This is a genomic window from Pseudomonas sp. GM55, from assembly GCF_000282395.1.
Lineage (GTDB): Bacteria > Pseudomonadota > Gammaproteobacteria > Pseudomonadales > Pseudomonadaceae > Aquipseudomonas > Aquipseudomonas fluorescens_CC.
The window spans coordinates 12,805-32,410 of record NZ_AKJJ01000056.1; the positions used below are offsets into that span (position 1 = coordinate 12,805).

Sequence of the window (19,606 nt, forward strand, 5' to 3'; positions counted from 1 at the left end):
CAGATATACCGCTATCGCGGGCAAGTCGGGTCGCCGCACCGCCGCTCCCACAGTAGTTTGTGGTTGATCACAGATTGTGTGATCGGGTTACTCGAATTTCTCGAGATCTATCGGGTCGCCGGATTTCATGTTCAGCTGTTTGCGGATGTCCTCAAACATCAGATCGTAGTGCTTGTGTGTCGAACCGATCTGACTATGGGTCTTTGGAATACCGTACTTCTCGGCGATTTTCGTCACGTTGCTGGCGAAGTTGTAGGCCTCCTCCTTGGGCAGGAAGAAGGGCTCTGACATGACCTTGCCCTGAATGCTGCCGTGCATGGTGAACTGGATGCCTTTTTCGCCTTTGGCATTCTTGCTGACTTCATAGTCGAGGTGCACGTTGTAGCTGACATCGTCCGGTGTCAGCGCATGACGCTCGATGTGCAAGTGACCTGGCTCAAACTGTGCCATGGGCGTCTCTCCTTACAAGTAGGTAATGCCAGGTGTTGCCGTGCTGATGCGCGTGCCGGCCGTGCCCTGGACGATCGCTTCGATATCCGCGAGTGAGCCGATCACCGCGACCTTTCCAGTATGGCGTGCGAATTCGCAGGCTGCCTGCACCTTCGGTCCCATGGAGCCGGCGGCGAAGCCAAGTTTTTCCATTTCGTCGGGATGTGCCTGGGCGATGGCTTTCTGCGTGGGTTTGCCAAAGTCGATGAACGCGGCGTTGACGTCAGTGGCGATCACCAGCAGATCGGCTTCAAGCTGTTCGGCCAGCAGTGCCGAGCACAGGTCCTTGTCGATGACCGCTTCGACGCCTTCGAGTTTGCCGGGGGACGTATACATGGTCGGAATGCCGCCGCCACCGGCACAGATCACGATGCTGCTTTTTTCCAGCAGCCACTTGATCGGACGGATTTCGAAGATGCGTTTGGGTTTCGGGCTGGCGACCACACGGCGATATTTGTCGCCGTCCGGGGCAATGGCCCAGCCTTTTTCGGCGGCGAGTCTTTCCGCATCGGCCTTGCTGTAGACCGGGCCGATGGGTTTGGTCGGGTTTTTGAAGGCCGGGTCGTTGGCGTCGACTTCGACCTGGGTCAGCAAGGTGGCGAAGGGGACTTCGAAGTCCAGCAGGTTACCCAGTTCCTGCTCGATGATGTAGCCGATCATGCCTTCGGTTTCGGCGCCGAGCACGTCCAGCGGGTAAGGGGTGACGGAAGTGTAGGCCGCTGCCTGCAAAGACAGCAGGCCGACCTGGGGGCCATTGCCGTGGGCGATGACCAGTTGGTTGCCGGGATGAATCTTGGCGATCTGTTCGGTGGCGATCCGGATGTTGGCGCGCTGGTTGTCAGCGGTCATGGGTTCGCCCCGGCGGAGCAGGGCATTACCGCCCAGAGCAACGACGATACGCATGGTGCTAGTCCTTCTAAAAGAGAAGTAAACGGGCGGCTCGGTCTGTCGATGGAACCCTGACCCTGTGGGAGCGAGCTTGCTCGCGATGGGATCGCCTCGGTCTGTCAGATGCACCGCGGCGCTGCCATCGCAGGCAAGCCAGCTCCCACATTGACCGTGTTCCGTCTGTGGGAGCCGAGTGAGCCGTTAGAGATCCGCCAGCGTCGACACCAGAATCGCCTTGATGGTGTGCATGCGGTTTTCCGCTTGCTCGAAGGCGATGCAGGCCGGCGACTCGAACACGTCATCGGTCACTTCGATGCCGTTCTTCAGGTGCGGGTATTGCTCGGCAATCTGCTTGCCGACCTTGGTGTCGCTGTTGTGGAACGCCGGCAGGCAGTGCATGAACTTGGTGCGCGGGTTGCCGGTGGCTTTCATCAGTTCGGCGTTGACCTGATACGGCAGCAGTTGCTGGATGCGTTCGGCCCAGGCTTCGACCGGCTCGCCCATCGATACCCAGACGTCGGTGTGGATGAAGTCCACGCCCTTGACCGCCGCTTTCGGGTCTTCGGTGAGGGTGATGCGCGCGCCGCTTTCTTCCCCGTACTGTTTGCAGCGAGCCACCAGGTCGTCTGCCGGCCACAGGGCTTTCGGCGCGCAGATGCGCACGTCCATGCCCAGCTTGGCGCCGATCAGCAGCAGCGAGTTGCCCATGTTGTTGCGCGCATCGCCGAGGTAGGCGTAGCTGATCTCGTGGATGGGCTTGTCGGCGTGCTCACGCATGGTCAGCACGTCGGCGATCATTTGCGTCGGGTGATACTCGTCGGTCAGGCCGTTGAACACCGGTACGCCGGCGAACCTGGCCAGTTCTTCGACGATTTCCTGCTTGAAGCCACGGTATTCGATGGCGTCATACATTCGCCCGAGCACACGGGCGGTGTCCTTCATGCTTTCCTTGTGACCGATCTGCGAGGAGTTCGGGTCGATGTAGGTGACATTGGCGCCCTGGTCATAGGCGGCGACTTCGAACGCACAACGGGTGCGGGTCGAGGTCTTTTCGAAGATCAGCGCGATGTTGTTGCCCTTGAGATGCTGCTGTTCGGTGCCGGTGTACTTGGCACGCTTGAGGTCGCGGGACAGGTCGAGCAGGTAGCGCAATTCGCGAGGGGTGTGGTGTTCCAGGCTCAGCAGATTGCGGTTATGGATATTGAACGCCATTTTGGATCTCCTAAGGTGTCGGTTATCCCCTTGGCCTGCGCATGCCCTTGGGTAGGGGGCAGCGCGGGCCAAGGCAATAGGTTAGTAGTCAATCGGGTCGCGGATGATCGGGCAGGTCATGCAATGGCCGCCGCCCCGTCCCCGGCCGAGTTCGCCGGCGCTGATGGTGATCACTTCCACCCCGGCCTTGCGCATCAGAGTATTGGTGTAGGTATTGCGGTCGTAGCCGATGACCACGCCTGGCTCCACGGCCACCACGTTGTTGCCGTCGTCCCATTGCTCGCGTTCGGCGGCAAAGCTGTTGCCGCCGGTTTCAACCACACGCAGGGCCTTGAGGTTGAGGGCCTGGGCCACGGTGTCGAGGAAGTTGGTTTCTTCACGGCGGATGTCGATGCCGCCCGCTTTGCTTTCATCGGGACGCAGGGTAAAGGCGACAATCTGGTTCACCACATCCGGGAAGATCGTGACGAGGTCGCGATCGCAGAAGCTGAACACGGTGTCCAGGTGCATGGCCGCGCGGGATTTTGGCAGGCCGGCGACGATCACTTTCTCGACGGCCTTGTTTTTGAACAGGTTCACCGCCAGTTGGGCAATGGCCTGGCGCGACGAGCGTTCGCCCATGCCGATCAACACCACGCCGTTGCCGATCGGCATCACGTCACCGCCCTCAAGGGTGGAGTTGCCATGATCCTTGTCCGGGTCGCCGTACCAGATCTGGAAGTCGGCGTTGGTGAACTCGGGGTGGAATTTGTAGATAGCGGTGGTCAGCAGGGTTTCCTGGCGGCGTGCCGGCCAATACATCGGGTTGAGGGTGACGCCACCGTAGATCCAGCAGGTGGTATCGCGGGTGAACTGGGTGTTGGGCAGCGGCGGCAGGATGAAGCTGGAGTTGCCGAGGAAGTCGCGGAACATCTCGATGGCCTTGCCACCGAAACTGGTGGGCAAGTCATCGCCCGAAACGCCGCCGATCAGGAACTCGGCGATCTTGCGCGGCTCCAGGCTACGCAGCCACGAGGTGGTTTCGTTGATCAGGCCCAGGCCCACCGAGTTGGCGGTGATCTTGCGTTCCAGGATCCAGTCCAGCGCTTCGGGAATGGCGACGATGTCGGTCAGCAGGTTGTGCATTTCCAGCACATCGATGTTGCGTTCGCGCATCTTGGTGACGAAGTCGAAGTGGTCGCGCTTGGCCTGGGCCACCCACAGCACATCATCGAACAGCAGTTCATCGCAGTTGTTCGGGGTCAGCCGCTGATGGGCAAGTCCCGGGGAGCAAACCATGACTTTGCGCAGTTTGCCGGCTTCGGAATGGACGCCGTACTTAACTTTTTCCTTGGTCATTACAGTGATCCTCCAGATGACAAAACAGGGTTGTGCTTCCAGAAGCAGAAGCTAAAGGGTCAGGAAGCCGTCGTAGAGTCCGTAGGCCGCCACCACGGCGCCCACGACCACCGCAGCGAAAATCAGCTTCTCGACGTTGGTGAAAACCGGTTTGTTGATTTCCAGCTTGGCCTTGGCGAACAGGATCACGCCGGGGGCGTAGAGCAGGGCGGACAGCAGCAGGTATTTGATGCCGCCGGCGTACAGCAGCCAGATCGCGTAGATCAGGGCCACCGCGCCGATGACGAGATCCTTCTGCCGCTCGCTCGCCGCGCCTTCGTAACTTTCGCCACGCACCGCCAGCAGCAAGGCATAGGCCGCCGACCACAGGTAGGGCACCAGAATCATCGAGGTGGCGAGGTAGATCAGCGACAGGTAGGTGCTGGCCGAGAACAGCGTGATGATCAGGAAAATCTGCACCATGGCGTTGGTCAGCCACAGGGCGTTGACCGGCACATGGTTGGCGTTTTCCTTGCGCAAGAACTCCGGCATGGTGTGGTCCCGCGCGGCGGCGAACATGATTTCCGCGCACAGCAGCACCCACGACAGCAACGCCCCCAGCAAGGAGATGATCAAGCCGACGCTGATCAGCACCGCGCCCCAGTGACCGACCACGTGTTCCAGCACGGCGGCCATTGACGGGTTCTGTAGTTTGGCCAATTCCGGCTGGGTCATGATCCCCAGCGACAGCACGTTGACCAGGACTAAAAACAGCAGCACGGTGACGAAGCCGATCACGGTGGCTTTACCCACATCGCTGCGTTTTTCCGCCCGGGCCGAAAAGATGCTCGCGCCTTCGATGCCGATGAACACCCACACGGTGACCAGCATCATTTTGCGCACCTGGTTCATCACACTGCCGAGGTCCGGGTTCTTCAGGCCCCAGATGTCGGCGATGAAGATGTCCAGCTTGAAGGCGAACAACGCAATCAACATGAACAACAGCAGCGGCACAATCTTGGCGACGGTGGTCACCAGGTTGATGAACGCGGCTTCCTTGATTCCTCGCAGTACGAGGAAATGTACGGCCCAAAGCAGTACCGAGGCGCCGATCACGGCAGCGGGGGTATTGCCCTCGCCAAATAGCGGAAAGAAGTAGCCGAGGGTGCTGAACAAGAGTACGAAGTAGCCGACGTTACCCAGCCAGGCACTGATCCAGTATCCCCAGGCGGACGAGAAGCCCATGTAGTCGCCGAAACCGGCCTTGGCGTAGGCGTAGACCCCACCGTCCAGGTCGGGTTTGCGGTTGGCCAGGGTCTGGAACACGAACGCCAGGGTTAGCATGCCGACGGCGGTGATCGCCCAACCGATCAGAATGGCGCCGACATCCGCACTCGCGGCCATGTTTTGTGGCAAGGAAAATATACCGCCACCAATCATCGAGCCCACGACTAACGCAACCAGCGCGCCGAGTTTCAGTTTTCCGGGTGCTTCAGACATTGCATGACTCCAATGCAGGAGAAGAGAGGCAACAGACTAATTCCGTTGCCTGTTCAATCAGCTGACTTAGATCATTAAATGAGAGCGTTCCCAGGTTGTTGGCGGAGTGCCATCATTTACAATGCTTTTGCTTGTAACGCTTGTTCTAGAGCCTTTTGTGGATTATTTCAGTGTTTTTGTAATTTGTTTCGAATTATGACGCTAGTTGGTTTTTCAGAATCTGCAAATTTTCTTCATGCATTTTTTGTACAGAATTGATGTATTAAAAAATCGTATAAAACAAATGATTATATCGGCGTAAAAATAGCCATTTTGTGCAAGTAAAAAAGCCACTTGTTGGCGTTATCCAATAAACGTTATTACTCTTCAGCAGTTTAGTTGATGCACGTTATGGGATGATCTCGCGGCAGTTGTCGCCCCCCGGAAAAATGGAGATGCAACGATGGCGCAATCACCGAACAAGCTTCGCCTGAGCGCATTGATCGCATTGGTGGTGGGTTCGATGATCGGTGGCGGGATATTTTCCCTGCCGCAAAACATGGCGGCCAAGGCCGATGCCGGGGCGATCCTGATCGGCTGGGCAATCACTGCCGTCGGCATGCTGACCCTGGCGTTCGTGTTCCAGACCCTGGCCAATCGCAAGCCGGAGCTGGACTCCGGGGTATATGCCTACGCCAAGGCCGGCTTCGGCGACTACATGGGCTTTTCTTCGGCCTGGGGGTACTGGATCAGTGCCTGGCTGGGTAACGTCGGCTACTTCGTGCTGCTGTTCAGCACCCTCGGTTATTTCTTCCCGGTCTTTGGCGAAGGCAACACACCGATCGCGATCGTCTGCGCTTCGCTGCTGCTCTGGACCGTGCATTTTGTGGTGATGCGCGGGATCAGGGAGGCGGCGTTCATCAATCAAGTGACCACCGTGGCCAAGATCGTGCCGCTGATCATGTTCATCGTGATCGCCGCCGTGGCGTTCAAGGCGGACATCTTTACCCTCGATATCTGGGGCCGCAACAACCCGGAATTCGGCAGCGTGATGAACCAGGTTCGGCACATGATGCTGGTCACCGTGTTCGTGTTTATCGGGATCGAGGGGGCCAGTGTCTATTCGGCCCGGGCGGAGAAACGTTCCGATGTAGGTCGCGCAACGGTAATCGGGTTCATTGGCGTGTTGGCGCTACTGGTGCTGGTGAACGTGCTGTCGCTGGGGATCATGACCCAGCCGGAGCTGGCGAAATTGCAGAACCCCTCGTTGGCGGCGGTGCTGGAACACATCGTCGGCCCCTGGGGGGCGTTGCTGATCAGCGTCGGTCTGGCGATCTCGTTGTTGGGTGCCTTGTTGTCCTGGGCGTTGTTGTGCGCCGAAATCCTGTTCGCCACGGCGAAAGACAAGACCATGCCGGCATTCCTGACCAGGGAAAACGCCAACCGTGTGCCGGTCAATGCGATGTGGCTGACCAACGCGATGATCCAGCTGTTCCTGTTGATTACGCTGTTTTCCGCCGGTACCTACACCAGTCTGATTTACCTGGCGTCTTCCATGATTCTGGTGCCGTACCTGTGGTCGGCGGCCTATGCGGTGTTGTTGTGCGTGCGCGGCGAAACTTATCAACAGGCGCCAGCCGAGCGAAGCAAGGATTTGCTCATTGGCGTCATCGCTTTGAGTTATGCGGTGTGGTTGCTGTACGCCGGTGGCCTGAAGTATTTGCTGCTGTCGGCGCTACTCTATGCACCGGGCGTGATCCTGTTTGCCAAGGCACGCCATGAGCAGGGCATGCCCTTGTTCACGGTCATCGAGAAAGGCATTTTCACCGCTGTCATTGGCGGCGCCGGGCTGGCGGCTTATGGGTTGTATAGCGGGTTGCTGAGTCTGTGAAGGTGTTGCTGGCGTATCAGCCACCCTATGACTGGCCGGTGATGCTGGGTTTTTTGTCGGCGCGGGCGATTGCGGGACTGGAAACGGTTGCCGACGGCGTTTACTCGCGAGGCATCGAACTGAACGGTACGCACGGTACCTTTTCCATCCGGCCTGCTACGTCTGATGCCCTTGAGCTGACACTGGATTTTCCCGACCCGAACGCCGTGTCCGAAATCGTCGCAAAAGTGCGGCGGATGTTCGATCTCGACGCTGAGCTCACCACGATCCATCGGCATTTAATATCGGTTGATCCGCTGATGGCCCGGTTGATTACCCGACGCCCCGGGCTGCGTGTACCGGGGGCGTGGGACGGGCTGGAACTGGCGATCCGTGCGGTGCTTGGGCAGCAGATTACGGTGGCGGCGGCGATCCGCCTGGCGGGGAAACTGGTGGTGCAATATGGCGCACCGCTGGGCAGACCGTTGCCGGGTTTGAGCCACGTGTTCCCCACGGCTGACGTGTTGGCGGGGGCCGATCTGGCTGCGTTGGGCATGCCGAAAAACCGAGGCCGGACGTTGTCGGGTGTGGCTCAGGCACTGCTCGATGATCCGCGATTATTCGAGCCCGGTCGCGAGGGGGGCGTAGCGCGGTTGCTGGCGTTGCACGGGATTGGTGACTGGACGGCGCAATACATTGCGCTGCGGCAGTTGCGGGAGATGGATGGGTTTCCCAATGGCGACGTGGGGCTGATCAATGCGCTGGTGGCACTGGAGGGTGGGCCGGTGACAGCGAAGCAGTTGCAGTTGCGGGCTGAAGGCTGGCGGCCCTACCGAGGGTATGCGGCGCAGGTGCTGTGGACTTCGTTGAGTCGGGTGGATTGAGCTGATCTGGAATTTGTACTGGCAGTTCTGACGCCTTCGCGGGCAAGCCCGCTCCTACAGGGACTGCGTCGTACACAAAATCTGTGGGCACCACAGAACCTGTGGGAGCGGGCTTGCCCGCGATGGCGATATGACTGTCACCACCACTGCGCGGGATGTGAACCCAGTTCAGTCGCTGGCAATGCCCACTGTAGTGGCGTCCCGATGATCTTCAGAGGCACCTGCAATCGATGCGCCGGCCCCCACGGTGTCTGCTCCACCATCAACCCCTGATCCAGCTCATCTTCCGCACGTAACGTTTCTCTTGTCCCTGGTCCATGCTCGATCAACAACTTCGCCGTACGTGCCAGCGACAACCGCGCCGAGCCCCCCGTACCGTCGCTCAACCGCTGCGCCAGCAACCTGATCGCACTGGCCGCCATCAAATACCCGGTGGCGTGATCGAGGGCCTGCACCGGCAATGGCGTCGGCTTGTCCGCCTGCTTCCAGCGCATGCCCGCTTCGGCAATGCCACTGCTCATCTGCACCAGGCTGTCGAAGCCCCGGCGGTTTTGCCAAGGGCCACTCCAGCCATAGGCGTTCAGGCAAACATCAATCAAGTCCGGGTTCAGTTGCCGGCGCTCATTGGTGCCCAAGCCCAGCCGCTCCAGCGCATCGGCACGATAGCCATGGAGCAGAATGTCGGCGTCCTTGAGCAGACTTTCGAATACGGCGCGGTCGAACTTGTCATGCAGATCAAGACGCGCGCAACGTTTTCCCAACGTGACTTCCGGCACCACCCCCGGCTCGTTCCAGGTCGGTGGATCGATGCGCAAGACATCGGCGCCGAGGCCAGCCATGAAGCGACTGGCGATGGGGCCTGCCAGTACCCGGGTCAAGTCCAGCACCCTGATGCCGGCCAGTGGTCGAGCCACTGAACCTGTCCACGGTTTGCGGCTCTGGCCTGGGTCGTTGGCAAATTGAATCAAGGGCTCGGCATTGACCGCCTGTCCCTGAGGATGGGCCTGCCATTGTTCCCAGGTACGCGTTTGTGCGGCACAACCACCGGCATCGACCACTGCCTGTTCCAGCTCGTTTTTCGCCCATTTCGCCACTTTGCCGGCCATCGCTGCACGGTCGGCACAGGCTCCGAGCACGCTTTCGGCAGCAGCGCGGTGATGGGACGCGTTGGTGTGCAGGCGAATCCAGCCATCGCGGGTGGCGTAGTCACCGGCCACCGGGTCCCACAGCGGTGGAACGCTCCAGCCGATCGGGCGAATCGACGTGGCGAACCAGAAGGACGCCAGGCGGCGGTCAACTTCAAGGTCGGGCAGGCGACCGGTTTGCTGGTGCAGCAGTTCGCTGACGGCCTGGCCGGCGGCGGCCACGCTGGAGCAGGCCAGGTCGGTGACGGCAAACGCCGAGGGCAGGGCGCCGCTGGACGTGAATGGAATCGGGGTGTGAGGCAAACCGAGCGCGGCTTGAATGGACGTGAGCAGATCAGTCATCGAAGGGCCTCCGGAGCGAGAGGCCGAGCATAGACCAAAACAAACGCAGTCCAGATGAATTCCTTTGTAGGAGCTGGCTTGCCAGCGATGGCGGACTGGCATTCAACACCATGTCGAATGAAAGATCGCTATCGCTGGCAAGCCAGCTCCTACAGGGGGGCGGCGGGGTTACACGCGGAACTGATCCATCAACTTCATCTGGTGAGTGGTCAGGGCGTTGAGCTGGCTGCTGATCTGCGCCGATTCGGTGGCCTGGCCGGTCAGGGTTTCGGTGACGGTGCGGATCGCCGAGACATTGCGGTTGACCTCTTCGGCCACGGCGCTTTGCTGCTCGGCGGCGCTGGCGATTTGCAGGTTCATGTCGCTGATCACGGTGACTGCGTCGCTGATCTTGCTCAAGGCCTGGACCGCCTGCTGGATCTGCCCGGCATTGCTGTGGGCCTGGGTCTGGCTTGAATGCATGGTGGCGACCACGCCGCGGGTGCCGGACTGGATGCGTTCGATCACCAGGCGAATTTCTTCCACCGAATCCTGGGTGCGTTTGGCCAGGTTGCGCACTTCATCGGCCACCACCGCAAAGCCGCGACCGCTCTCGCCGGCGCGGGCGGCTTCAATCGCCGCATTGAGGGCCAGCAGGTTGGTTTGTTCGGCGATGCTGCGAATCACCTCCAGCACGGAACCGATCTGTTCGCTGTTGACCGCAAGGGCTTCGACTTCGGTCACGGCCTTGCTGACTTCGTCCGCCAATTGATTGATATCGCGGGTGCTGCGCTCGATGATCGACATGCCGTCGCGGGCCGACTGGTCGGCGCCCTTGGCGGCGTTGGCCGCGTTCGAGGCGCTGTTGGCAACATCGTGGGCGGTGGCGCTCATCTCGTTGGACGCCGTGGCGACCTGGTCGATTTCGCGGAACTGCACCTGCATGCCTTCGCTGGTCTGGCGGGCAATCTCCGACGACTGATCGGCCGTGCCGCGGGCGTCGCTGATGCTTTGCTTGATCTGCGCGATGGTCGGTTGCAGCTTGTCGAGGAAGCGGTTGAACCAGCTCACCAGTTCGCCCAGTTCGTCCTGCTTGCTGTAGTGCAGGCGCTGAGTCAGGTCGCCGTCGCCGCTGGCAATCGCCTTGAGCATCTGGGCCACGCTATCGATCGGCCGGGTCACGCCGGATGCCGTGAGCCACATCAGCAGCAGGCCGAGCACACCGGCGATCACCGCCACCGACAAGGCCTTGATCGTGCCGCTTTGCTGGGCCTCGTCGAGCACTGTCTGCAGCTTCACCGAGTCGGCCAGCAGCACTTGTCCGGGCAAGTCGATCACTACGGCCCAGGCCTTGGCATCGGCAATCGGGCTGACCGGGTACACCGCACGGATCAGGTCGCCTTGCTGGAGAATCTTCGCTGCGCCGCTGCCGAGCAATTGCAGGATGTCCTTGCCATCCGCACCCAGGATGTCGCCGATGCTTTTGCCGACTTTCGTTGCATCGACGCTGTACGCCGCCATCACGCCGGTGCCGGAGACGATCAGCATGTGCCCGGCGTTGTTGAACAGATCGCGCTGGGAATCGACCGCCGCCGCTTGCAGGGCGTCGAGGGCGATGTCGACTCCGACCACGCCGATGGATTTGCCATCCACCAGCAGCGGTACGGAAATGGTGGTCATCAGCACTTCCTTGCCGCCGACAGTATCGGCGTACGGGTCGAGCAGGCAGGTGCGCTTGCTGTCCCGCGGGCAGGTGTACCAGACGTTGTACGGGGTACCGCTGAGGTTCAGGGTGGTCTTGGTCATGTCCTCTTCGACCATGATCGTGTTCAGCGACTCACCCCCGGCGCGGCTCCAGTATGTGGCGAAGCGTCCGGTCTCGTTGGATTGACGGGCGGCGTCACTGACGAACTCGCTGTCCTTGCCGTCCAGGCCGTTGGGTTCGAACGCCAGCCAGATGCCCAGCACTTTGCCGTTGCGTTCGAAGGCGGTTTTCAGGCTCTGGTTCAACTCTTCACGCAGCGCACCGGGCTCCAGCGAACGCTTGGCGGCGAGGTTGCGCATGTCCTGGATCTGGTCCGCCAGGGCCGTTACCACCGTCAGGGTTTCACCGAATGTCTTCTGCACCCGCACCGCTTGCTCGGCGGCCTTGGCCTGGAGCAGGTCCTGCACACTGGCGGTGAGCATTCTGCTGCTGGAATCACTGACCAGGTCATCGTTCTGATTGGTCTGGTAAATGTTCATGCCCACTATCAAGGCGACTACACCCAGCAGGCACAAACCGGACAGCAGGACGATTTTCAGACGGATGGACACTGAGTCGAACATAGGGCGAACTCGCGAATGGATGAAGTGTTGGCTGTGGGCCGTTGCGGCTCACTCGCTAAGTCCGTTTAGCGCCGATCAATGCACATCGGCGTGGCGTTGAGGTTACATAAGGGGCTACCCGACGAACGGTAGTGGTTGAACGTTTGCGCAGAAAAATGTGCCGAAAAGCGCTTTAAAACGATGAAAAGTCGCGGAGTTGTTCAGGTGGGTTCCGCTAGTGATTCCGGCCGTGACCAGATCCACAGATTGCCCAGCCCCATCCCGGCAATCGCCAGGTAGACCGGCCAACCGTGATCGAGCATCGCCAGCATCAGGCCGGCACATAACAGCATGCTGACAGTGGCGCTGATTTTCGCCCGGCGCGCGATGATCTTGCCGTTGCGCCAGTTATGGAGGATGGGGCCGAACAGCCGGTGGTTTTCCAGCCAGGCACTCAGGCGCGGCGAGCTTCGGGTCGCGGCCCAGGCGGCCAGCAGGATGAACTCGGTGGTGGGCAGGCCGGGAATGACGATGGCGATCAGGCCGATACCCAGGCTGACATAGGCTAGCAGGCCGAAGAGGAGGCGGGAGAGTCTGGAGGAGGCAGGCATGGGCTCAAGGCAACATGTGGGGCTGATCGAAATCTTACGGATTTGCTTCGTCTCTTGTAGGAGCGGGCTTGCTCGCGAAGAGGTCATCAGCCTCGACATCAACGTAGTCTGACCCACCGCTTTCGCGGGCAAGCCCGCTCCTACAAGGGGAACGCGTTGGGTCAGGCGGCTTCGGTGGCGTAAGCCTGCTCCAGCAACACCGTAAAACGGTTGAACGCGTCGATGGCGCCTTTTTCCACCTCGGCTTCTTCCCGGGCGCTGAACGCCAGGCCGTCCAGGGTTTTGACGAAGCTTTTCCAGCCTTCAGCGCGGCCGCCGGCCGGTTCGCCGAGGTGACGGGCGCCGAAGGTTTCGCTCAGGCCAAGGCCCACGGCACGCTTGATCAGGAAGGCTGCGCCAAGCTTCGAGCCTTCGGAAACGAAGAGCCAGCCCAGGGCTTCGGCCTTGGTCGGATTCTTCAGGGCACCGGCGACAGGTGCCGGCACGTCGGTGTCCAGGTCCGCGAGATCAGCCTTGGCCGCCTCGGCACGGCAGCGGGCCGGCAGGTCCGGGACGATGGCGGTCAGTTCGGCATCGTTGTACAGCGACACCAGTTCCGACTGGAACAGGTACTGCGCCACCACGAAGCGGGCGAAACTGGCCTGGGTTTCAAACGGAGCATGGGCCTTGACCAGGGCATCGAGCTTGCTGTGCGGCTCGTTGGTGATCTGGTTCAAACGTTGCGAACGCAGGTTGGGGCGTTGTTCGGTAGCCTGGGTAGTCATGGCAATTCCTTGGAGAAAGAAGAGGCGCTTGGTAACGAGACGAACAAGCAGGCGCCTGACAGTAAAAAATCCTCGCCGGACGGCTCCAATTAACCGTCCGACGGGATAACCGAATCAGATATCCCAGATCAGGTTGACCGCAAAGTTGCGACCCGGCTGGGTCAGGCGGTCGAGGTTGGCCGGTTGGGTCACCGCGGCTTCGCCGACGCTGTCGAAGCCGCGCACGTCATCCCACAGCCAGTATTTCTTGTCGGTCAGGTTGTAGACGCCGCCACTGACGGTCACGTCGTCGGTCACCTTGTAGAACGCGCTCAGGTCCAGAATGCCGAAGCCCGGGGTCTTGAACTGGGTGCTGGTGCCGTCCGGGGTTTTGAAGCTGGTGCTGTCGACGCGGTCCTGCTTCTTCACCAGGGTCCAACTGAGCAGACCGCCGTAGGTGTCCTGGTCATAACCGAGTCCGAACACACCGGTCAGCGGGTTGACGCTGTTGAGCGGCTCGCCGTTGTCGTCGTTGCGACCGTAGGCATAAGCCACCGAGCCCCGGGTGTAGAGGCCTTGCGGCGCGCCGAAGGCGTCGAGGTTCAGGTGTCCCTTGACCTCGGCACCCTTGATGGTGGCGTGTTTGATGTTGTTGCTCTTGAATGTGGTCTCGGTGTAGCCCGGAGTGATGGCGTTCTCGTTAATGAAGTCGCGGTATTTGTTGTAGAACACCGCCACATCAAACGAGCCTTGCTCGAAGTTGCCGCGCAAACCCGTCTCATAGCTTTTGCTCTTTTCCGGTTCGAGGTCCGGATTAGGCGCGACCCGATAGCCGCCGGCGATGTTTTCGAAACGACCATACAACGCCTTGGCGGTCGGGGTGCGGAAGCCTTCGGCGTATTGGCCGTACCAGGTGTAGTGGTCGTCGAAGCTGTAAGTGGTGCCGAATTTCGGCGACAGGCGATGCCAGGTTTTGGTTTTGTCGCTCACTTCGCCGTTGCGGCTCTGGTCGGCGGTGGCCAGGAACTCTTCGGTGATGTGCGGCTTGAGCTCGGTGTAGTCATAGCGTGCACCGGGCAGGAAGGTCCAGTTACCCCAGCTGATCTGATCCTGGGCGAACAGGCTGTAGCTGTCGATGGTCGGGTCCGGGAAGTCACTGGCGGGTTTCAGCGTATCGGTCGCGCTAGGGGCGCCGATGACCCGGCAGGTGCCGGCCACGGTCAGGCAAGAGCCAGTGCCGGTACGCAGACCGGTGACTTTGTCCTGCTTGATGGTGGTGCCATAGGTGACGAGGTGATCGGTGTCGGCGATGGCAAACGACTTGTCAGCCTGGGCGTCGAATATCCATTGGCGATCCTTGAAGGTGGTATCGCGGTTACGCAGCACGGTCCGTGACGGCGGCGCGTAGATTTCCTCGGTGCTCTGGTCGGTCTTGGCGATCTGGTAGTTCAGCGTCCACTTGATGTTGTCGGCCAGTGCGCTGTCCAGACCGAAGCTGTGTTCCAGGCCAAAGCGTTCGCGGGTGATCGTGTCGTTACCGGTACGGGACTTATAGAAGCCCATACCGCGTCCGGCATTGAACGGGCCGCCCACGGCGCTCAATTGGTTGGTATCGCGGTCGGCCTTGTAATGCTCGTAGGTCAGGCCAAAACGTGCGTCGTCAGCGTAATCCCAGCCCAGTTTGGCCAGCACGCTGGTGGTGCGCGCATCCTCAGGGTTGGCTTCAGTGCGATTCAGGCCAGTGCCGCCGGTTTCGCCAAAGGACTCTGTCTCATGACCGTTGCGCTGACTGAGGTGCAACAGGCCATCGAACTCGCCGGTACGGCCGGCGACGGTGCCGGAGGTCAGCCAGCTGTCGTCGGCGGAGTTGTAGCCGGTTTTCAGGCGCGCGCCGACATCCTTGCCCGGTTTGATGATGTCGTCCGGGTCCAGCGTGTAGTAGCTGACCGCACCGCCAATGGCGTTGCTGCCATACAGCACCGACGCCGGGCCCCGGAGGATTTCCACACGCTTGACGATTTCCGGGTCGACATAGTTGCGGTTGGTCTGGGCATACGGGCCGTTGAAGAAACCGTCGGGCACCTGCACGCCATCGACCTGCGTCAGCACGCGGTCGCCATCGATGCCGCGAATGTTGTAGCCCGTGATGCCTGCGCGTTGGCCTGTGCCACCCACCGAAACACCCGGCTCGTAACGCACCAGTTCTTTGATGGTATTGACGTTGTTGCGGTCCAGATCTTCGCGCGTATAAACAGAGACCGTGCTCGGCACACTGTTCACATCCTGTTCGTTACGGGTGGCACTGATAGTCACCTGTTGCAGGTTGAGCGTGCTGCTGGCGCTGCGTTTTTCCAGGACGATGCTGTTATTGCCCAGTTTGCGATAGCTCAGGTTGGTCCCCACCAACAGGCGATCCAGGGCTTTCTCCGCCGACAGCGAACCACGGACGCCCGGCGAGGCCACACCTTGTGCCAGCTCCGACGACACACCGACCTGCCAGCCCGTCACGGCGGTAAAGGCATTGAGTGCCGACACCAGTGACTGCTGGGGAATGGCGAACGAGTAGTCGCCCATTTTGTGCGTCGACTGCTCGGGGGCGGTGGCGGCCATGAGCGGTGCAGCACCGGCCATCAGGATGGCGGCGGTCAGCAGCGACAGCACGCGGGAGGGTGAAGAGGCTGGACGGGTAAGGCAAGAGGACATCGATAGCGCTCCGTGTCGCACGAATCTTTATAGGTGCTGATTGGCATGGTGAGATGCGAATCAATTGCATTGGCTATAACGAGACGTACGGGATTCGGCTATCGAGTAAAAATAATTCTCATTCAGTTCAATATGACCAGCGCCGGGAATTCCTGGAGCCGTGCCGAGGTGATGTGGGCCAGGGAGCGAATCACGTCCAGCGGCTGATCGAGACGATAGTTTCCGGTCACGGCGACATCGGCCAGTTGTTCGTTGTTGTTGATGATCCAGCCCGGGTAGTAGCGGCGAAGTTCTGCCAGCACCTGGTTCAACGGGCAGTTTTCGAACACCAGTCGTCCCTGGATCCACGCAAGGTCAGTGGCGGCATCCAGCCTGGCCGGGCGATCGAAGCCGTTGGGGCCGATGCGTATGCTTTCCCCTGCGGACAAGTGCACCCGTGCATCGTCACGGGTGGCACGCAAGTCGACGTCGCCGCGCTGTACCCGCACCTGCGCCACGCCGTCGAGGTAGCGCACGGCAAATGCGGTATCGCGAACGCTGGCCGTGACTGGGCCTGCGTCGATTTCCAGTGGTTGGCTGCGATTGGCCTGCACTTCGAAAAACGCTTCGCCCTGATACAGACGGGCAACACGTTGCTGGTCGTTGATGGTGCTTGAGAACGCCGAATTGGTATTGAGCAGGACCTTGGAGCCGTCCTCCAGTTGCAGGTGCTGGCGCTCGCCGACCACGGTCAGGTGATCGGCCTGCAGGCGCATCGGCAAGTTGCTGAAACTGAACAGCCCGAGCAGCAGCACAGCGGCGGTGGCCAATGGTTTCCGGTGCGGACGCAGACGGGCGAGAACCGTGACTTTCGCCGGACGCGCGGCCAGGCTTTGCGCGCATTGCGCCACTTGCGGGCCGTCCCAGATCGCCTGGGCCTTGGCGAACGCCTGGGCATTCAACGGATCGGCCTCAAGCCATGCCTGGAATTGGCGGGTCTGCTCCTCGTCGGGACTGCCGAGCACGATCAGCCAGTCCAGGGCCTGGTCCATCGCGCTTGCGGGATCCTGCGCCGGCGAAGGCTCAGGGGAGCGGTGGTTGTCCGTCACGGTGTGTCCTCGGCAGGGGCTTCTGAAGAGCAGTTTCAAGCTACAAGCGACAAGCTGCAAGCTCGGTTCGGAGTTTGTCTTACCGCTTATGGCTTGCCGCTGCTGTCATTTCTTTCAGCAACCCCGATGCAGATCGACATGATCAATTTGAGTTCTTTCTGCACGGTACTGAGGGACACGTTCAGCTCGGCGGCGATTTCCTGGTAGCTGTGCCCGTGCAAGCGGCTGAGGATGAAAATCCGCTGTTGGCGGGCGCTGAGTTCACTGAGGCTCACGTTCAGGCGCTCCAGCAATTGTTCGGCATGGGCGGCGTCTTCGGCGCTGCTGGTGGGGGCGGCAACGCTGTGCACCACCTCCGGCGGCACGTCATCGACCATGGTGCGCGAATGGATGCGCCGCGCGCGCAAATGGTCCAGCGCCAGGTTGCGCGCCGTCTGGAAGACAAAGGGCTCAAGATGATCGATGGCCCGTTCGCTCAATGCACGGGTCACCCGCAGGTAGGTTTCCTGCAAGAGGTCTTCAGCGGTGCTGTGATTGTTGACCATCCGTTCCAGCGTGCGCAGCAGGGAGGTGCGCTGGGTGAGGAAAACGTGGTTGAAGCGCGACTGACTCACGGGAGGACCTGATCCATTTCGAGTTAATGATAATGCTTATCATCCACTCGAGTGGTCAAGGACTGATTTGTTAAGGTTTAAGCACGACCCTGCAAATAGCTCGCGTAATCGGGTATTCGATGGGTGTGCGCCTGATCCATCAGCGGGCTGCTGAGCAGGTAGTCGGCGCTGCACTCGTTGCAGGCCACCGGGATGTTCCACACTGCGGCGACCCGCAGCAACGCCTTGATGTCCGGGTCGTGGGGCTGGGGTTCGAACGGGTCCCAGAAAAACACCAGCATATCGACCCGCTGCTCGGCGATTTGCGCACCGAGCTGTTGGTCGCCGCCCAGTGGCCCGCTGATCATGCTTTGCACCGGCAGGGGGAGACGTTGTTGCAACAACAACCCCGTGGTGCCGGTGGCGACCAGATCATGTTGGGCCAGCTTGTCTTTTTGCCGTTCGGCCCAGTCCAGCAAGAACACCTTGCAGTGGTCATGGGCGACCAGGGCAATACGCTTGCGCGCCGCCAGGGTCTTTTGCGTAAAGGTGATGCCGATCATCGATGGCTACTCCAGAAATGACACGCAACCTGTAGGAGCGAGCTTGCTCGCGATGGTCGTTAACGATGACAAGGGGTGCCTGAATGAACGCGGGGCCCTTACATCCATCGCGAGCAAGCTCGCTCCTACAAGCGAAGGTAATCTCGAGGGCGCCTTCGCTGGCAAGCCAGCTCCTACAGAATTGGGTGCGACAGCGGCTTATTCAGCGTTGCACAGCGCCAGGCAGTTATCGAGCATGCGGTTGGAGAAGCCCCACTCGTTGTCATACCACGCCAGTACCTTGAGCAACTTGCCGCTGGACTTGGTGTGGTTGGCGTCGAAGATCGACGACAGCGGGTTGTGGTTGAAGTCGCTGGAGACCAGCGGCAGGGTGTTGTAGCCAAGGATCTTCGAGTGCTGGCTGGCTTCTTTCATCAGCGCATTGACCTCATCGGCCGACGCTTCGCGCTTGAGCTGCACCGTCAGGTCCACCAGCGACACATTGATCACCGGTACGCGCACCGACATGCCGGTCAATTTGCCCGCCAGTTCCGGCAACACCAGGCCGACGGCTTCGGCGGCACCGGTCTTGCTCGGGATCATGTTCTGGGTGGCCGAACGAGCGCGGTACGGATCGACGTGATAGACGTCGGTCAGGTGCTGGTCGTTGGTATAGGCGTGAATGGTGGTCATCAGGCCGCTTTCGATGCCCAGCTCGCGGTGCAGCACCTGGGCCACCGGGGCCAGGCAGTTGGTGGTGCACGACGCGTTGGAAATGATCTGGTGCGACTGGCGCAGAATGTCGTGGTTCACCCCGTAAACGACGGTGGCGTCGGCGCCTTTGGCCGGTGCAGAGATAATCACTTTGCGCGCGCCCGCCGTAATATGCGCGGCGGCTTTGGCCCGGTCGGTGAACAGACCGGTGCATTCGAACACCACATCAATTTTTTCCGCGGCCCAGGGCAGATCGGCCGGGTTGCGGATGGCGCTGACCGAAATGCGGTCGCCGTTGACCGTCAGGCTCTCCTGGTCGTGCTGGACATCGGCATCGAATGTGCCGTGAACGGTGTCGTACTTGAGCAGATGAGCATTGATCGCGCTGTCGCCCAGGTCGTTGATGGCGACGATCTGCAGATCCTGACGGTAGCCCTGGGTATAGAGTGCACGCAGGACGTTACGGCCGATGCGGCCAAAACCATTGATTGCGATTCGAAGAGTCATAGTGCGGCGCTACCGTCGTTTTGTTGTTGGAATTACAAGATTATTCGCAAAAAAATAGAAAACAAGCCTTTTTAATGGCAATATTTTGTTCAATCTACAACGAGTGACCTGAATCAACTGGTCCGAATGGTCAATTAAACCGTCTGTCATCCCATCGACACCGGCCTTTGATCAGCATAGACAATCAGGTCGC

General features: G+C 60.3%; 16 protein-coding genes and 1 pseudogene. 2 read left to right on the forward strand and 15 right to left on the reverse strand.

Annotated elements, in window-relative coordinates:
- Positions 1-87: 87 nt before the first annotated feature.
- The 5 genes from PMI31_RS16255 to arcD (PMI31_RS16275) form a co-directional block, all read right to left on the reverse strand.
- Positions 88-450, reverse strand: a complete 363-nt coding sequence (locus tag PMI31_RS16255; RefSeq protein WP_008019233.1) for a DUF5064 family protein — start codon at positions 448-450, stop codon at positions 88-90.
- A 12-nt stretch (positions 451-462) separates the two neighbouring features.
- A complete protein-coding gene (gene arcC, locus PMI31_RS16260; protein ID WP_008019234.1) occupies positions 463-1,392 on the reverse strand; it encodes a carbamate kinase in 930 nt (309 codons plus the stop codon).
- A gap of 186 nt (positions 1,393-1,578) precedes the next feature.
- Entirely contained in the window at positions 1,579-2,589 is a 1,011-nt protein-coding gene (locus tag PMI31_RS16265) for an ornithine carbamoyltransferase (protein ID WP_008019235.1), read from the reverse strand.
- An 81-nt stretch (positions 2,590-2,670) separates the two neighbouring features.
- A complete protein-coding gene (arcA, locus tag PMI31_RS16270) occupies positions 2,671-3,927 on the reverse strand; it encodes an arginine deiminase (RefSeq protein ID WP_008019236.1) in 1,257 nt (418 codons plus the stop codon).
- 51 nt (positions 3,928-3,978) lie between these two features.
- The gene (arcD, locus tag PMI31_RS16275; protein WP_008019237.1) at positions 3,979-5,406 is read right to left on the reverse strand and encodes an arginine-ornithine antiporter; all 1,428 of its coding nucleotides are present in this window, start codon (positions 5,404-5,406) and stop codon (positions 3,979-3,981) included.
- A 442-nt stretch (positions 5,407-5,848) separates the two neighbouring features.
- Here arcD (PMI31_RS16275) and arcD (PMI31_RS16280) point away from each other — a divergent pair, with 442 nt between their 5' ends.
- Both arcD (PMI31_RS16280) and PMI31_RS16285 read left to right on the forward strand, forming a co-directional pair.
- Positions 5,849-7,276, forward strand: a complete 1,428-nt coding sequence (gene arcD / locus PMI31_RS16280) for an arginine-ornithine antiporter (RefSeq protein ID WP_008019238.1) — start codon at positions 5,849-5,851, stop codon at positions 7,274-7,276.
- Positions 7,273-8,139 (forward strand): DNA-3-methyladenine glycosylase family protein, encoded by an 867-nt coding sequence (locus tag PMI31_RS16285; RefSeq protein ID WP_008019239.1) that lies wholly within the window; start codon positions 7,273-7,275, stop codon positions 8,137-8,139. The genes arcD (PMI31_RS16280) and PMI31_RS16285 overlap by 4 nt, the downstream gene beginning before the upstream one ends.
- Positions 8,140-8,276: 137 nt before the next feature.
- Here the strand turns inward: PMI31_RS16285 and PMI31_RS16290 are convergent, their stop codons facing one another.
- The 10 genes and pseudogenes from PMI31_RS16290 to gap form a co-directional block, all read right to left on the reverse strand.
- On the reverse strand, positions 8,277-9,626 hold the full coding sequence (locus PMI31_RS16290) for a CoA transferase (RefSeq protein WP_008019240.1): 1,350 nt from the start codon (positions 9,624-9,626) through the stop codon (positions 8,277-8,279).
- 168 nt (positions 9,627-9,794) lie between these two features.
- Entirely contained in the window at positions 9,795-10,550 is a 756-nt protein-coding gene (locus tag PMI31_RS31890) for a methyl-accepting chemotaxis protein (protein WP_443217014.1), read from the reverse strand.
- Between the two features lie 102 nt (positions 10,551-10,652).
- A pseudogene (locus PMI31_RS31895) lies at positions 10,653-11,933 on the reverse strand (PDC sensor domain-containing protein); the annotation flags it as partial.
- A gap of 200 nt (positions 11,934-12,133) precedes the next feature.
- A complete protein-coding gene (locus PMI31_RS16300; RefSeq protein ID WP_008019243.1) occupies positions 12,134-12,523 on the reverse strand; it encodes a YbaN family protein in 390 nt (129 codons plus the stop codon).
- A 161-nt stretch (positions 12,524-12,684) separates the two neighbouring features.
- A complete protein-coding gene (locus PMI31_RS16305; protein ID WP_008019244.1) occupies positions 12,685-13,287 on the reverse strand; it encodes a biliverdin-producing heme oxygenase in 603 nt (200 codons plus the stop codon).
- A gap of 114 nt (positions 13,288-13,401) precedes the next feature.
- A complete protein-coding gene (locus PMI31_RS16310) occupies positions 13,402-15,969 on the reverse strand; it encodes a TonB-dependent receptor (RefSeq protein WP_008019245.1) in 2,568 nt (855 codons plus the stop codon).
- 122 nt (positions 15,970-16,091) lie between these two features.
- Positions 16,092-17,057 (reverse strand): FecR family protein, encoded by a 966-nt coding sequence (locus tag PMI31_RS16315; protein ID WP_008019246.1) that lies wholly within the window; start codon positions 17,055-17,057, stop codon positions 16,092-16,094.
- 86 nt (positions 17,058-17,143) lie between these two features.
- Positions 17,144-17,671 (reverse strand): RNA polymerase sigma factor, encoded by a 528-nt coding sequence (locus PMI31_RS16320; protein ID WP_008019247.1) that lies wholly within the window; start codon positions 17,669-17,671, stop codon positions 17,144-17,146.
- A 77-nt stretch (positions 17,672-17,748) separates the two neighbouring features.
- Positions 17,749-18,213, reverse strand: coding sequence for a methylglyoxal synthase (locus tag PMI31_RS16325; protein WP_008019248.1), 465 nt, complete (start codon positions 18,211-18,213; stop codon positions 17,749-17,751).
- 198 nt (positions 18,214-18,411) lie between these two features.
- Entirely contained in the window at positions 18,412-19,413 is a 1,002-nt protein-coding gene (gene gap / locus PMI31_RS16330) for a type I glyceraldehyde-3-phosphate dehydrogenase (protein ID WP_007974423.1), read from the reverse strand.
- Positions 19,414-19,606: the final 193 nt, after the last annotated feature.

Excerpts from the sequence above, each read along its gene's own strand:
- PMI31_RS16255 (WP_008019233.1), bottom strand. The coding sequence starts at position 450 with ATGGCACAGTTTGAGCCAGGTCACTTGCACATCGAGCGTCATGCGCTG.
- arcC (WP_008019234.1), bottom strand. The coding sequence starts at position 1,392 with ATGCGTATCGTCGTTGCTCTGGGCGGTAATGCCCTGCTCCGCCGGGGC.
- PMI31_RS16265 (WP_008019235.1), bottom strand. The coding sequence starts at position 2,589 with ATGGCGTTCAATATCCATAACCGCAATCTGCTGAGCCTGGAACACCAC.
- arcA (WP_008019236.1), bottom strand. The coding sequence starts at position 3,927 with ATGACCAAGGAAAAAGTTAAGTACGGCGTCCATTCCGAAGCCGGCAAA.
- arcD (WP_008019237.1), bottom strand. The coding sequence starts at position 5,406 with ATGTCTGAAGCACCCGGAAAACTGAAACTCGGCGCGCTGGTTGCGTTA.
- arcD (WP_008019238.1), top strand. The coding sequence starts at position 5,849 with ATGGCGCAATCACCGAACAAGCTTCGCCTGAGCGCATTGATCGCATTG.
- PMI31_RS16290 (WP_008019240.1), bottom strand. The coding sequence starts at position 9,626 with ATGACTGATCTGCTCACGTCCATTCAAGCCGCGCTCGGTTTGCCTCAC.
- PMI31_RS31890 (WP_443217014.1), bottom strand. The coding sequence starts at position 10,550 with ATGCAGGTGCAGTTCCGCGAAATCGACCAGGTCGCCACGGCGTCCAAC.
- PMI31_RS16300 (WP_008019243.1), bottom strand. The coding sequence starts at position 12,523 with ATGCCTGCCTCCTCCAGACTCTCCCGCCTCCTCTTCGGCCTGCTAGCC.
- PMI31_RS16305 (WP_008019244.1), bottom strand. The coding sequence starts at position 13,287 with ATGACTACCCAGGCTACCGAACAACGCCCCAACCTGCGTTCGCAACGT.
- PMI31_RS16310 (WP_008019245.1), bottom strand. The coding sequence starts at position 15,969 with ATGTCCTCTTGCCTTACCCGTCCAGCCTCTTCACCCTCCCGCGTGCTG.
- PMI31_RS16325 (WP_008019248.1), bottom strand. The coding sequence starts at position 18,213 with ATGATCGGCATCACCTTTACGCAAAAGACCCTGGCGGCGCGCAAGCGT.
- gap (WP_007974423.1), bottom strand. The coding sequence starts at position 19,413 with ATGACTCTTCGAATCGCAATCAATGGTTTTGGCCGCATCGGCCGTAAC.